13 protein-coding genes are annotated in these 12,569 nt (G+C 70.4%); 6 read left to right on the top strand and 7 right to left on the bottom strand.

Features of this window, described 5'->3' with window-relative positions; genetic code table 11:
• Nucleotide 1: 1 nt before the first annotated feature.
• The 4 genes from ABT304_RS20665 to ABT304_RS20650 form a co-directional block, all read right to left on the bottom strand.
• A complete protein-coding gene (locus ABT304_RS20665) occupies nucleotides 2–991 on the bottom strand; it encodes an alpha-ketoacid dehydrogenase subunit beta (protein ID WP_350718017.1) in 990 nt (329 codons plus the stop codon).
• On the bottom strand, nucleotides 988–2,010 hold the full coding sequence (gene pdhA, locus ABT304_RS20660; RefSeq protein ID WP_350718016.1) for a pyruvate dehydrogenase (acetyl-transferring) E1 component subunit alpha: 1,023 nt from the start codon (nucleotides 2,008–2,010) through the stop codon (nucleotides 988–990). Before pdhA ends, ABT304_RS20665 begins: the two co-directional genes overlap by 4 nt.
• Entirely contained in the window at nucleotides 2,007–3,755 is a 1,749-nt protein-coding gene (gene acsA / locus ABT304_RS20655) for an acetate--CoA ligase (RefSeq protein WP_350718014.1), read from the bottom strand. Before acsA ends, pdhA begins: the two co-directional genes overlap by 4 nt.
• Before the next feature lie 154 nt (nucleotides 3,756–3,909).
• A complete protein-coding gene (locus ABT304_RS20650; RefSeq protein ID WP_350718012.1) occupies nucleotides 3,910–4,260 on the bottom strand; it encodes a UBP-type zinc finger domain-containing protein in 351 nt (116 codons plus the stop codon).
• Between the two features lie 96 nt (nucleotides 4,261–4,356).
• On the opposite strand from ABT304_RS20650, the gene putP reads away from it, so the two are divergent.
• Together putP and ABT304_RS20640 are read left to right on the top strand one after the other, a co-directional pair.
• Nucleotides 4,357–5,865 carry a sodium/proline symporter PutP gene (gene putP / locus ABT304_RS20645; protein WP_350718011.1) on the top strand — a complete coding sequence of 503 codons (1,509 nt, stop codon included), beginning with the start codon at nucleotides 4,357–4,359 and terminating at the stop codon, nucleotides 5,863–5,865.
• Between the two features lie 217 nt (nucleotides 5,866–6,082).
• Entirely contained in the window at nucleotides 6,083–6,286 is a 204-nt protein-coding gene (locus ABT304_RS20640) for a cold-shock protein (RefSeq protein ID WP_141804077.1), read from the top strand.
• A 60-nt stretch (nucleotides 6,287–6,346) separates the two neighbouring features.
• On the opposite strand, the gene ABT304_RS20635 is transcribed toward ABT304_RS20640, so the two are convergent.
• Complete coding sequence (locus ABT304_RS20635) at nucleotides 6,347–6,892, bottom strand: YciI family protein (protein ID WP_350718009.1); 546 nt, start codon at nucleotides 6,890–6,892, stop codon at nucleotides 6,347–6,349.
• Between the two features lie 82 nt (nucleotides 6,893–6,974).
• Between ABT304_RS20635 and ABT304_RS20630 the strand changes: the two genes are divergently transcribed.
• The 4 genes from ABT304_RS20630 (at nucleotide 6,975) to ABT304_RS20615 (ending at nucleotide 10,390) form a co-directional block, all read left to right on the top strand.
• Entirely contained in the window at nucleotides 6,975–7,388 is a 414-nt protein-coding gene (locus ABT304_RS20630; protein ID WP_350718007.1) for a DUF309 domain-containing protein, read from the top strand.
• A gap of 50 nt (nucleotides 7,389–7,438) precedes the next feature.
• Complete coding sequence (locus tag ABT304_RS20625) at nucleotides 7,439–8,803, top strand: NAD(P)-binding protein (protein WP_350718006.1); 1,365 nt, start codon at nucleotides 7,439–7,441, stop codon at nucleotides 8,801–8,803.
• Between the two features lie 96 nt (nucleotides 8,804–8,899).
• Nucleotides 8,900–9,541, top strand: coding sequence for a hypothetical protein (locus ABT304_RS20620; protein ID WP_350718004.1), 642 nt, complete (start codon nucleotides 8,900–8,902; stop codon nucleotides 9,539–9,541).
• Nucleotides 9,542–9,544: 3 nt separating this feature from the next.
• A complete protein-coding gene (locus tag ABT304_RS20615) occupies nucleotides 9,545–10,390 on the top strand; it encodes a hypothetical protein (RefSeq protein ID WP_350718002.1) in 846 nt (281 codons plus the stop codon).
• A gap of 24 nt (nucleotides 10,391–10,414) precedes the next feature.
• Here the strand turns inward: ABT304_RS20615 and ABT304_RS20610 are convergent, their stop codons facing one another.
• Both ABT304_RS20610 and ABT304_RS20605 read right to left on the bottom strand, forming a co-directional pair.
• On the bottom strand, nucleotides 10,415–11,218 hold the full coding sequence (locus ABT304_RS20610) for an alpha/beta fold hydrolase (RefSeq protein ID WP_350718001.1): 804 nt from the start codon (nucleotides 11,216–11,218) through the stop codon (nucleotides 10,415–10,417).
• Nucleotides 11,176–12,468 carry an MFS transporter gene (locus ABT304_RS20605; RefSeq protein WP_350717999.1) on the bottom strand — a complete coding sequence of 431 codons (1,293 nt, stop codon included), beginning with the start codon at nucleotides 12,466–12,468 and terminating at the stop codon, nucleotides 11,176–11,178. Before ABT304_RS20605 ends, ABT304_RS20610 begins: the two co-directional genes overlap by 43 nt.
• Nucleotides 12,469–12,569: the final 101 nt, after the last annotated feature.

The raw sequence follows: 12,569 nt of genomic DNA, 5'->3' as shown, positions 1-12,569 counted from the left end.
CTCACCTCACCACCTTGCGAGCGGCGGCGACGATGTCTTCGGGCTGGGGGAGGGCGGCGTCCTCCAGGTGCTTGGCGTAGGGGAGCGGCACCTCAGCGGTGCAGACCCGTTCCACCGGCGCGTCGAGGTCGTAGAAGGCCTGCTCCATGATGCGGGTGCCGATCTCGGCGGAGAGGCTGCCGCTGCGCCAGCCCTCGTCCACGACGACGGCCCGATGGGTGCGGCGGACCGAGTCGATGATCGTCGCGTCGTCGAGTGGGCGCAGAGTGCGTAGGTCGATGACCTCGGCCGAGATCCGGTCCTCGGCGAGGACCTCGGCCGCCTCGAGCGTCTTGTGCAGGGTGCCGCCGTAGGTGATCAGCGACAGGTCGGTGCCCGGTCGGCGGATCGCTGCGTGCTCGATGTCGACCGGGCCGGCATCGGCGGCGACCGTCCCCTTCAGCGCGTACAGCGAGCCGTGCTCGAAGATCAGCACAGGGTCGGGGTCGGCGAGGGCGGGGGCGAGCATCCCGCGGGCGTCCTCGAGCGTGGCCGGCGCGAGCACCCGGAGGCCCGGGATGTGGGCGTACCAGCCTTCCAGGCTGTGGGAGTGCTGCGCGGCCAGCTGCCGTCCGGCTCCGGTGGTCATCCGAATGACCAGCGGGACGTTGTACTGCCCGCCGGACATGTAGAGAAGCGATGCAGCCGTGTTCATGATCTGGTCGAGCGCGAGCAGGCTGAAGTTGACGGTCATCACCTCGACGATCGGTCGCATCCCGCCGACCGCCGATCCGATCCCGGCGCCCACGAAGGCCGACTCGGAGAGCGGGGTGTCCCGGATCCGCTCGGGACCGAACTCCTCGAGCAGGCCGAGGCTCACTGCGAAGCAGCCCCCGTAGTCGCCGACGTCCTCGCCCATGAGGAAGACCCGGTCGTCCTCGCGCAGCGCCTCGCGCAACGCCTCCCGGAGCATGTCGCGGTAGGTGGTCTCCACCGCGGTCGCCGCTGTCATGACGCGTCCCTCTCCGAGCACACGAACCTGGTCAGCTCCTCGACCGGCTCCAGCGGGCCCTCCTCGGCGGCGGCGACGGCCAGGTCGATCTCGGCGGCGATCTCGGCCTCCATCGCGGTCAGCGCCTGGTCGGTGAGCTGGCCGTCGGTACGCATCACCGCCTCGAGGGCATCGATCGGGTCGCGCCCCTTCCAGGCCGCGATCTCCGCCTTGTCGCGGTAGCGGTCCGGGTCGTACATGGAGTGAGCCCGGAAGCGGTAGGTCGCCAGCTCGAGGAAGTGCGGGCCGGCTCCGGACCGGATGCCGTCGACCGCCCGGCGCGCCGCGCTCTCCACGGCGAGGACGTCCATACCGTCCACGGGCGCGGCGACCAGGCCGTAGGACGCGGCGCGCAGCGCGAGGTCGGCCCGGCCGTGTTCCTTGGCGAGCGCGGTGCCCATCGCGTACCGGTTGTTCTCGCAGCAGAAGAGGACCGGAAGCTGCCACAGGCTGGCCAGGTTGAGCGACTCGTGGAACTCGCCCTCTGCCGCGGCACCCTCACCGAAGAAGCACACTGTCACCCGGTCGCGTCCCTGCAGCTTGTCGGCCAGAGCCAGCCCTATCGCCAGCGGGATCCCGCCACCGACGATCGCGTTGCCTCCGACGAACGCGCTGGGCTTGTGGAACAGATGCATCGACCCGCCGCGGCCGCGGCTGCAGCCGGTCTGCCGGCCGAAGAGCTCCGCCATGACGGTGTCCATCGGGACTCCGCGGGCCAGCGCATGGCCGTGCTCCCGGTACGTGGACACGATCGCGTCGTCCGCGGCCAGTGCGGAGACGACGCCGGTGGCGATCGCCTCCTCGCCGACGTACAGATGCAGGAACCCGCGGATCTTGGTGGCGCTGTACAGCTCTGCGCACCGCTCCTCGAAGCGGCGGATGGCCAGCATCGTACGAAGCAGCTCGGCCCGGTGCTTGGCGACCGCGCCGCCCTGAGTCTGCGGAGCCTTCGTCCGAGCGGGACGGCGACGGGCGGTCATGACGACCGCTCCAAGGTGGACAGGTCACCCTCGGGCAGGCCCAGCTCACGCGCCTTCAGCAGCCGGCGCATCACCTTGCCGCTGCTGGTGTGTGGAAGGTGGGGGTCGAACGCGATCTCCTTGGGTGCGAGCCCGCCGAGCCGTCGCCTGCCGAAGGCGAGCAGATCCAGCTCCTGGTCCTCGGAGGGCTCGAACCCGGGCTTGAGCGTGACGAATGCCTTGACGATCTCACCTGCCACCGGGTCCGGCTTGCCGATGACTCCGGACTCGAGCACGGCAGGGTGCTCCATCAGCACGGTCTCGACCTCGAACGGCCCGATCAGATGTCCGGCGGACTTGATCACGTCGTCGGCCCGCCCGACGAACCAGAAGTAGCCGTCGGCGTCGACCCGGGCGAGGTCGCCGCTGAGATACCAGCCGCCGGCGAAGCTCGACTCGTAGCGCTCCTCGTCGTTCAGGTACCCGCGGAACATCGAGGGCCATCCCGGTCGCAGGGCGATCTCGCCGACCTCGCCGGCGCCTGCCTCGCGGGCGGCCCCGTCGACGATCGCTGCCCGGCCGTCGCTCCCGCGGGCCAGCACGGCGGCCTGGATGCCCGGAACCGGCCGTCCCATCGAGCCGGGACGGACCTCCATGCTCGGGTAGTTGCTGATCATGATCGCGCCGGTCTCGGTCTGCCACCAGTTGTCGTGCACGGTGAGGCCGTACGCCTCGCGGCCCCAGACCACGACCTCCGGGTTGAGCGCCTCACCGACGCTCGCGATGTGCCGCAGTGCGGAGAGGTCGTGCTGCCGGGGGAGCCCGGCGCCGTACTTGACGAGCATGCGCAGCGCGGTGGGAGCCGTGTACCAGACATCGACCCGCTGCTGCTCGAGGATCCGGTACCACCTGTCGGCGTCGAACTCGCCGGCGTAGCTGATCAGGGTGGCGCCGTGGGTGAGTGGGGCGATGATGCCGTACGAGGTGCCGGTGACCCATCCAGGATCGGCCGTGCACCAGAACACGTCACCGTGGCGCAGGTCGAGCGCGAAGGCGGAGGTGGCGTGATGCGCCACCACGGCCTCGTGCACGTGCACGGCCCCCTTGGGCTTGCCGGTGGTGCCACTGGTGAAGTGGAGCAGGGCCATGTCGCCGGGGTCGGTATCGGGGATCCGGTAGTCCGGCGACGCCGTCTCGAGCGCCGGCTCCAGCGCGATCGTGCCTTCGAGGGCGGTGTCGCCGACAAGCAGGACGTGCTCGAGTCCCGGCAGCTCGGCGCGGATCGGCGCGACCTTGCGGCGGTAGAGGGACGGGGTGGTGACCAGGACCCGGGCATCGCCGAGCGTGAGCCGATCCCGGATCGGCTCGGGTCCGAACGAGGAGAACAGCGGCGAGAAGACCGCCGTGTGCTTGAGCGTGCCGAGCGCAACCACGTACTGGTCCGGCTGGCGGCCGAGCAGGCTCATCACTCGATCGCCCTTCTTCACTCCGAGCGTGGCGAGGACGTTGGCGAAGCGGCTCGTGCGGGCGGCGAGGTCGGCGTAGGTCAGGTCCTCGACGGTGTCGTCCTCGGTCACGCATCTGATCGCGACGATGTCGCCACGGCCCTCGGCCAGGTGCCGGTCGACGGCGACGTGGGCGATGTTCAACCCGCGGCCGCCGGGCAGGTCCGGTAGACCGGCGCGCACCGACTCCCAGGAGAAGGCGCCGTACGCCTGCTCGTAGTCGTTGAAGGCCCGGGTCTCTCCCTCGATGACTGCCTGCATGCCCATCCTCCTCGCGACCGCTGCCTGTTCGAATCTCGCCTGTGGAGGGAGTGGCGCGGCAGGGCCCAAAGTGAGATCAGGGAAGGGCTTTGGTCACCGGCCGGCCAAGGCTGGGACGGCCTCGCACGGCTGCGGAGGAGCGTACGGCCGCAGGTCAGTGCAGGTGCGCCTGCCAGTCCGGCGGGACGCGATCCGCAGGCGCGGGAGCGGACTGTGACTCGGGTCGGCTCGTCGGCTCGGCCAGCGCCGGACCCTCGAGCACCTCATGGGTCTCGAAGTCCCAGAACCACGTCTCGCCGGGCTCGAAGCTCTGCATGTAACGGTGGCCGGTCTCGCGGAAGTGGCGGCTGGCGTGCTGGGCAGGGGAGCTGTCGCAGCAGCCCACGTGTCCGCACTCGGCGCACCGCCGAAGATGGAACCACCATCCGACCTCGCTGGCGAGGCACTCGGTGCACCCGGTGCCGGAGGGCTGCACGGTGACGTCGATGCCTGGTGTCCCGGTCATGCCGGTCACGCTACCGGCGTACGACGCCGATCACAGGCAAACGTGGTCTACGGGTTAGGTTCTGCGGCGGCATTCCCCCGATCTTGGAGTTTCTCGATGTCAGACCTGACCTATCAAATGCTGGCGTTGGTGGCCTATATGGTCGCCATGCTCGGCATCGGCGCCTGGGCGTACCGGCGCACCTCGAACCTCGACGACTACATGCTGGGCGGGCGCGATCTCGGCCCGATGGTGAGCGCGTTGAGTGCGGGTGCCTCGGACATGTCGGGGTGGCTGCTCATGGGCCTGCCCGGCGCGATCTACGCGACCGGGCTGATGGAGGGCTGGATCGCTGTCGGTCTGACCGTCGGCGCCTGGCTCAACTGGAAGGTCGTGGCGCCGCGGCTGCGGACGTACACCGAGGTCTCGGGTGACTCGATTACCGTGCCCAGCTTCCTGGAGAACCGGCTCAAGGACTCCTCGCGGCTGCTCCGGATGGCCTCCGGCGCCGTCATCCTGGTGTTCTTCACCTTCTACGTGTCCTCGGGCATGGTCGCCGGCGGCGTCTTCTTCGAGAGCTCCTTCGGCACCGACTTCCACACCGGCATGCTGGTGGTGGCCGGGGTCGTGGTGGCGTACACGCTCTTCGGTGGGTTCCTCGCCGTCTCCTACACCGACTTCGTGCAGGGCGCGATCATGCTGCTCGCGCTGATCCTGGTGCCCGTCGTCGGTGTCTTCGTGACCGGCGGGCCCGCCGAGACCCTGGACAGCATCCGCGCCGTCGACCCGTCGCGGCTGAGCATGGTCGAAGGCGCCACCGCGCTCGGCGTCATCTCCGCGGCGGCGTGGGGTCTGGGCTACTTCGGCCAGCCGCACATCATCGTCCGGTTCATGGCGCTGCGTACGGCGGGGGAGGCCGCCTCCGCGCGGCGGATCGGCATCGGCTGGATGCTGCTGAGCCTCTTCGGCGCCGTCGGCACCGCGCTCGTGGGCATCGCCTACTACCAGCAGAACCCCGACGTGAAGCTCGACGACCCGGAGGCGGTCTTCATCGTCCTGGGACAGATCTTCTTCCACCCCCTGGTCGCGGGCATCATGCTCGCCGCCGTGCTCGCCGCGATCATGAGCACGATCTCCTCCCAGCTCCTGGTGACCTCCTCGGCGCTGGTGGAGGACCTCTACAAGGCGGTCTTCAAGAACGACGCCTCCGACCGCCAGCTGGTCCTGTTCGGCCGGCTCGCCGTGCTCGGCATCGCTGTCGTGGCCGCTTTCCTGGCCTGGCCCAAGAGCGGGACCGTGCTCGACCTGGTCGCGTACGCCTGGGCGGGCTTCGGCGCCTCCTTCGGCCCGATCATCCTGCTGGCGCTGTGGTGGCGGAAGCTCACCGCCGCCGGCGCGCTGGCCGGCCTGGTGGTGGGTGCGGTGACCGTCGTCGTCTGGGGCAACATCGACGCGCTCAGCTCGCAGATGTACGAGATCGTGCCGGGCTTCGCTCTCAACACGATCGTCGCGGTGCTGGTCAGCCTGGTGACCTACCGGGAGAACCCGGACATCGAGGCCGAGTTCGACGAGGCGATCCGGCTGCTGGAGGCCGACGGCTCGCGCGAGGAGTCGGTGCGGGTCTGACGCGCCGGGCCCGGGATCTCGTGGAAACCACGATCCCGGGCCCGATGGCGTACTGTTGATCTCGTTGAAGGGATGGCTCTGTAAGCCATCCTGGCCGCACACCACGTCGCGGCTTGTATCTTTTATCTGGTTTTCGGTTCGCTGGACATCAGCACAGATGGATGTCTTCAGCGGCTTGGGACACAGTGTCCCTTGCACCGAACAGAGGAAAAAGATCATGGCTCAGGGCACCGTCAAGTGGTTCAACGCTGACAAGGGCTTCGGCTTCATCGCGCAGGACGGCGGCGGCGAGGACGTGTTCGTTCACTTCTCCGCCATCCAGACCAGCGGTTACAAGTCGCTCGACGAGAACCAGAAGGTCGAGTTCGACGTCACCGCCGGCCCCAAGGGCCCGCAGGCCGAGAACGTCCGCGTCGCCTGATTTTCAACGAGGGGCCCCGACCGCAGCAGCGGTCGGGGCCCCTCGTGCATTGCGGGCTTCCTACGCAGGTCGCCCGCCGAAGTCCCACTGGTGAACCTCGACCGCCGCGAAGCGAGCGGGGGAGAGGACCCTCTGGGCGTCGCCCTCGGAGGCGGCCTCCAGCAGCACCGCCGCCCCGACGACCACGGCTCCGTCGTCGGACAGCAGCGGTCCACAGGCGATCAGCTGTTCGCCGTCCAGCAGGTCGATGTCGTCGGTCGTCGGTTCGCAGAAGCCGAGGACGAGATAGCGGTGGTCGCCCGGCCGCCCGTCGCCGAAGTCCCACATGGTGCGGCCGAGCGTGTTGCGCCACCGCCGCAGCAGCACGTCACGGTAGGCGCCGGCCTGGTAGCCGGGCTCCTCGAAGGCGAACGCCCGAGCTGCGGTGGCGTCCGGGAGATCCAGGATGTGCACGCTCCCGGTCAGCGTCTCGTCGCTGGTGAAGGTCGGGCCCCGGGCGATCATCGTCGCCGCGAACCGGTCCATGTAGCTCCAGTGCTCCTCCACCATCTGGGTGCGCAGCGGCGTCGACCCCGGGCGGTCGCGGTGGTAGCAGAAGAACTCCATGGGCCGAGACTCACCGGCCCCGCCGTCCCGCGCAATCGGTTATCTCAACGGGTCCGTAGGGTGGGAGCCGAGGAGGGCTGACATGGATCGCGACCGAAACGAGCAGGGGCGGGCACAGCAGGCCCGGCCGCGCGACGCGCTCGGCCGCCCGTTGCCCTACGGCGAGGTCGGCGTCGAGCCGATCTCCGAGGAGCCGCGCCCGCCGGCCGAGACCCTGGCGTACGCCCGCGAGCTCCTGGACGCGGGGCGGCCGTTCGCGGCCCACGAGGCGCTCGAGGTGCGGTGGAAGTCGTGCCCGGAGGAGGAGCGCGAGCTGTGGCAGGGACTGGCGCAGCTGTGTGTCGGCCTGACCCACCACGAGCGCGGCAACGCCGTCGGCGCCTCGCGGCTGATCGAGCGCGCAGCGCGGCGGCTGGAGACGTACGAGCAGGGTGGCGGTCCTACCTACGGCCTCGACCTCGGAGCGCTCATCGGGTGTGCCCGAGACCGGGTATAGCTCCACCTGCCTATTGACCGCGAAGGTCCTCGGCGTGCTTTCGTGGAGGCATGAGCCGCACGGTCGATGTCGACTACCTGGTGGTGGGTGCCGGCGCCATGGGGATGGCGTTCACAGATGCTCTGATCGAGCACGCCGACGTGCGGGTGGCGCTGGTCGACCGGCGCCATGGGGTCAGCGGGCACTGGCTGGAGGCGTACCCGTTCGTGCGCCTGCATCAGGCCTCCGCCTTCTACGGCGTCGCCTCGACCTTGCTCGGTGGTGGGCAGCTGCAGCAGCGAGGGCCTGAGAAGGGCCTTCAGGAGCGCGCCACCCAGGCGGAGATCTGCGCCTACTACGCCCGGATCCTCGAGCGGATGGTGGAGTCGGGCAAGGTCGAGTTCTTCCCGAACAGCGAGTACGTCGGCGACGGCACCGTCGTCTCGCACATCTCGGGGGAGCGCTTCGAGATGCCCGGGGCCCGGATCGTCGACGCCCGCTACCTGGCGCCCAGCATCCCCGCCGAGAAGCCGCCGCCGTTCGGCGTCGCCGAGGGCGCCCGGGTGCTTCCGGTCAACGCTCTCGCGCGGCTCGAGGAGAGCCCGAGCCAGTACGTCGTCGTCGGCTCCGGCAAGACCGCGACCGACGCATGCATCTGGCTGCTGTCGCGCGGCGTCGACCCGGACGCGATCTGCTGGGTGCGGCCGCGCGATCCGTGGATGCTCAACCGGGCCCTCATCCAGCCCGATCCCGCGATCTTCCTCGGCATGGCCGCCGACACGATGCAGATCGCGGAGAGGTCGACGTCGCCCGAGGAGCTGTTTCTCGGGCTGGAGGACGCCGGCATCATGCTCCGCATCGACCGAACGGTCATGCCGACGATGGCCAAGGCGCCGACGCTGGCGACGTGGGAGCTCGAGCAGCTGCGTACCCTCGAGAACGTCGTACGCCGCGGCCACATCCACCACGTCGACCGCGGCAGCCTCACCTTCGCCGACGGATCGCTCGCCGTCGCCGACGACGCCCTGGTCGTGCACTGCGCCGCGGACGGGCTGAAGTATCCGCCCCTGCTCCCGGTCTGGCGCCCCGAGGCGATCACGCTGCAGCCGATCCGTGCCGGCTTCCCCTGCTTCGGCGCCGCGGTCACCGGCTACGTCGAGGCCACCCGCGACGCCGACACCGAGAAGAACCGGCTCTGCCCGCCGAGCCCGTTCCCCGACACGATGGCGACCTGGGCGATGATGAACGTCCTGGGCACCCAGTCGGCCATGTCGTTCTCGTCCGAACCGGACATCAAGGCGTGGTCCGACGGGGTCGCGCTCAACCCGGCTCGGGTCCCGCCCGGGTATCCCGCGTCGGCCGCCCTCGACGACGCTCGCGAACGGCTGGCGAAGCACACCAAGCCTGCTCTCGCGCAGCTCGCCCAGCTGAGCTGAGCGCGTGATGAGCGGCCCGGATGCCCGCCACCTACCACCTCGGACGGGTATCAGTGGTGAGCGGCCGTACCTCCTTGATCTCAGGAGGTGTTCATCATGGTGTTGAACCGTTCGCTCCTCGCGGTCATCCCTTGCGCACTCCTGCTCTTCGCCGCGTGCGGCTCGTCCGACGGAGAGTCGGAGGTGGACGTCACGGATGCGAGCTCTGCCGAGACCGGGCAGGGAGATCCTGATCCCGACGACCCCACCGATCCCGACGAGCCGGCTGTGGCCGTGCCGACGCTGCCGATCGGCGGCGGGTCGTACCCGCTCGACGGCAGCCCCGGCGTGATCTGCGCCGACGTCAGCTGGCTCTGGCCGAGCGGTGACGACCCGTCGGTGCCCGAGGGCGTCTCGGTCGCCGTCACCGGCTACGAGGTCGACCCGGAGGTCTTCGAGCCGACCGACGCGGCGTGCGACGGTGCGTCCTGCCTGGACGGATTCGTCTTCACCTCCGACTCGACCAGCTGCCAGGTGGCGATGCTCTCGCTGGTTCCCTGGACCGATGAGCAGGAGGGCGAGGACGCCGTACTGCGGCTCAGCGGCGAGATGACCTGCCCGGCCGAGCCCTGCGAGCTCGAGGACGTCGAGGGTGGCGACATCGAGGCGTTCCTCACGGCGCCGGAGGTCGACACGGAGTCCGAGTCCGAGTCCGAGTCCGAGTCGACCGAGTCGACCGACCCGGCCGAATCCGGCTGAGCCATGACCGATACGCCGCCGACGGGGATCGACCGCTGGGTGGGCCTGGCGACGAGCTTCGTCGCGCCGGTGACCCTGATCAGCGCCGTGCTGTTCTACTTCGGGTACGTCGCCGCCCGCGCCCAGTACGACTACTTCGGCCTCGACGTCGACGTGATCGGGCTCAGCACCCGCGCCTACGTCATGCGCAGCCCACAGCCTCTGCTGACCCCGATGCTGGTCCTGGTGCTGGGCGGAGTCGCCGTGGTCGCCTTCGACCATTGGGTTCGGCGTCGTGCCGTGGAGGACTGGTTTCGTCCGCTGGTCACCATCGTCCTCGGCGCCGGACTGGTCCTCCTGGCGGTCGGCACGGTGCTGCTGGCGGGCTTCGCCCTCGTCGGTGGCTGGACCTACTACGCCCTGGTGACCCCGGTCCTGCTCGGCGGTGGCGCGGCACTCGTGGCGTACGCCCTGCGGCTGCGCGGCGGCCGGCTCGAACCGCGCATCGTGCTGCTCTGGGTGGGCGTGGCCGCCTGTGTCGTCTGGGCGACGGCCACGACCGCTCAGTGGACCGGCCGTGGCCTGGCGATGGAACAGGCCCGCAACCTCCGCAGCCTGCCCAGCGTCGTCCTCGACACCCGCGAGCGGCTGTACGTCCCGGCCACCGCCGGGGTCGAGGAGGTCGTACGACCTGACGCCGGGGAGGGCGACTACCGCTTCCGCTACTGGCGGCTGAGGCTGCTGATCCAGGGCGACGACCGGATGTTCCTCGTGCCTGACACCTGGAGCGCCGGCGGCACCACCATCCTGGTCCGGCTCGATGACGACGTACGAGTGCAGTTCCAGTTCCGGAACTCGCCGCCGAACTAGCGCTTCAGCCCGAGTGGCACTCGGTCAGACCAGCGCGTCCTTCAGACGCGCGGCGAAGGCACTCGGGTGGTCCACGAAACCGGTGTGGTCGCCGGGGAACCGCATGGCGGTGAGTCCGAGCCGCGTGGCGAGCGCCACGGTCGTACGCTCACACAGCTGACCAGCGGACTCCTCGCCGATGCCGAGGACGATGCGAGGGCCGCGGCGCAGCGCTTCCTCGTCCGGCTCCCACCGCACGGAGGCCGGCAGCTCCTGGGCGTACCAGAACGCCTCTTCCGCCAGAGCGCTCGGGCTGCGCTCGCCGCCGAACATGGCCTCGAGCATGCCGTCCGGCACGACGATGTTCGCTTGGTCGAAGAACATGCCCCATGCGCCGACCACGTCACCGTCGGCGTAGCAACGTCGCATCGCATCCGTCAGGGCACGCTGCTCCTCCCGGTCGTCGAGGAGCTCCAGCAGCGGGGGCTCGTGCGCCACGACCGTCGTGGCGAGCTCCGGATGACGCTGGGCGAAGGCGAGGGCCGTCACGGCACCGCCGCTGGACCCGAGGATGGCGACCGGGCCGAGCCCGGTGCGGCGTACGAGCTCGGCGAGATCGTCCGCGCGCTGCTCGGGTGTGGAGCCGACGGACCTATCGGTCAGGACGCTCCCGCCGTGGCCGCGCGGGTCGTGGGTGAGGACGGTGTGGTCGGCGGCGAGCGCCTCGGCGAGCGGGGCGAACTCCTCGGCGGTCATCGGCGATCCGACGAGCGCGATGGCGGGACCGGATCCGCGTAGCTCGTAGTTCAGGCGTGTTTCGGGCAGGTCGATCTGGGCGGGTGCGTACATGGCGTTCTCCTTGGTGTCGGTATCGGTATCGGTGACGGCTGTGGTCGGGTCGAGGCCAGGCGCAGCAGCCTGGAGACGAGGGGCGGCGCGGCGGCTGCGAGCAGGACCGTGAGCGCCGCGGGTAGCACCATCGCGCCGGCCAGCCCCACCCCTGCGGCGAGCCCACCGATGAGGACCGGCCCCACGAATCCGCCGAGATATCCGATCGTGGTGACGACCGAGAGCCGCCGCGGATCGATCCGGGACGCGCCCAGGCTTCCGATCACGATCGGCCAGACGAGGGCCGTGCCCGCGCCGGCGAGCGCCCATCCTCCGGCGGCGACCACGACCCGCGCGCCCTCCGCGACGGCGGGGGAGAGGAGGACGAGTACGAATCCGAGCAGCGTCACCCCGGCGGCGGCTGCCACGAGGACCGGTGCGGCGACCGTGCCGCGCAGACGGTCTCCCGCGAAGCGGACCACGGTCATCGCAGCGAAGAAGACGGCGTACATCATGGCTCCGGCGGCCGGTTCGGCGCCGAGGACGCGAGTGGTGTGGATCCCCGCCCAGTCGGTGGCCGCACCTTCCACCACGAAGGCGGCAGCGGCCGCAGCACCGGCGCCGACGAGCACGGGGCTCACCGCGCGCGTCGGCCCCTGAGAAGCTGCCGCGTTCGGATCCGCGGCGGTGCCCGGCTCGGTGCCGGCGCGGTCGACCGGGAGCCGCAGCGACAGGAGCGTGAGCAGAGCGCCGGCGCTCAGTGCGGCGGCGGGCAGGAGCACGAGGCTGTCTCCGCCGGCACGCAGCGCGGCTGCCAGTGCCGACGACCCCAGGACGGCGCCGAGCGTCCAGCATCCATGCATCCGGGCGATCACAGGTCGCCCCGCTGCACGCTCGGCCGCCGTTGCCTGCGAGGTCAGCCCGACGTTGATCGCGCCGCAGCAGAGGCCGAAGACGGCGGCGAGGGCGATCATCGGCTCGGCGGCAGGCATCGCGCCGATCGCGGCGAGGAGGAGCGCAGCCGTGGGGAGGGCGACGCGGAGCACCGCGGCGTCGCTCCAGCGGTGGGCGAGGTGTCCCGCCAACGGCATCGCGATCGCCGCGCCCAGCGCGAGGGTGAGGAGCAGCAGCCCGAGTCGCGTGGGGCCGAGACCGACTCGGGCGTCGAGGACCGGAAGTCCTGCGCCCCAGACCGCGGTGAGCATGCCCGCTCCGCCGTGCAGCGCGGTGATCACGCGCGGGCTTTCCAGCGCGGGGCTCGACGAGGACATACCTCCAGGTTGCTCGCGGCCTCGGATGCGCGTCCAACACCTGTGCAGCGCGGATCGACGCACTTCTGTTGTCGATCCGCTGCCACCACGTTCGCCGACCG

It is taken from the genome of Nocardioides sp. NPDC000445 (assembly GCF_040300245.1).
In the GTDB taxonomy this organism is placed as follows: Bacteria; Actinomycetota; Actinomycetes; order Propionibacteriales; family Nocardioidaceae; genus Nocardioides.
This window is presented reverse-complemented; position numbering and strand designations above follow the sequence as displayed.